Genomic DNA, 411 nt, shown 5'->3' on the forward strand with positions numbered 1-411 from the left:
CCCACAAGCTGCTGATGCTCTATCGACAAGCCGACAGCCTGGTGTGCTGAAGCGCCGGCATCAGTACAATCGCCACCCTTTTCTGATTTGAGGACGCCGGATGTCCTGGCTCGAACTCGTTGCTGCCGGGCTCGGCATCGTCGCGGTCTGGCTGACGGTGAGACAGAACCCCTGGTGCTGGCCCATCGGCCTGGTGATGGTGTTGCTCTACGCCTGGCTGTTCTATGACTGGCGCCTGTACTCCAACCTGCTTCTGCAACTGTTGTTCGCCGCGCTGCAGCTCTACGGCTGGTGGCAGTGGACCCGTGGCGGCGACCGCCACGATGGACGTAAGGTCAGCCGCCTGGGTGTGGTCGCCGTTCTGACTGGATTGCTGAGCGGCGCGCTCGGTGCCGGGTTGCTCGGCTACCT

The 411-nt window shown here is 63.3% G+C and carries 1 protein-coding gene; it reads left to right on the plus strand.

All coding sequences use genetic code 11. The features are described 5' to 3' along the window. Window positions 1–100: 100 nt before the first annotated feature. Window positions 101–411: nicotinamide riboside transporter PnuC (gene pnuC / locus LPA41_RS41265; protein WP_229076946.1), on the plus strand; the 311-nt coding region annotated here is incomplete at its 3' end.

The sequence above is a fragment of the Actinoplanes sp. DH11 genome (assembly GCF_020873875.1).
Taxonomy (GTDB): domain Bacteria; phylum Actinomycetota; class Actinomycetes; order Mycobacteriales; family Micromonosporaceae; genus Actinoplanes.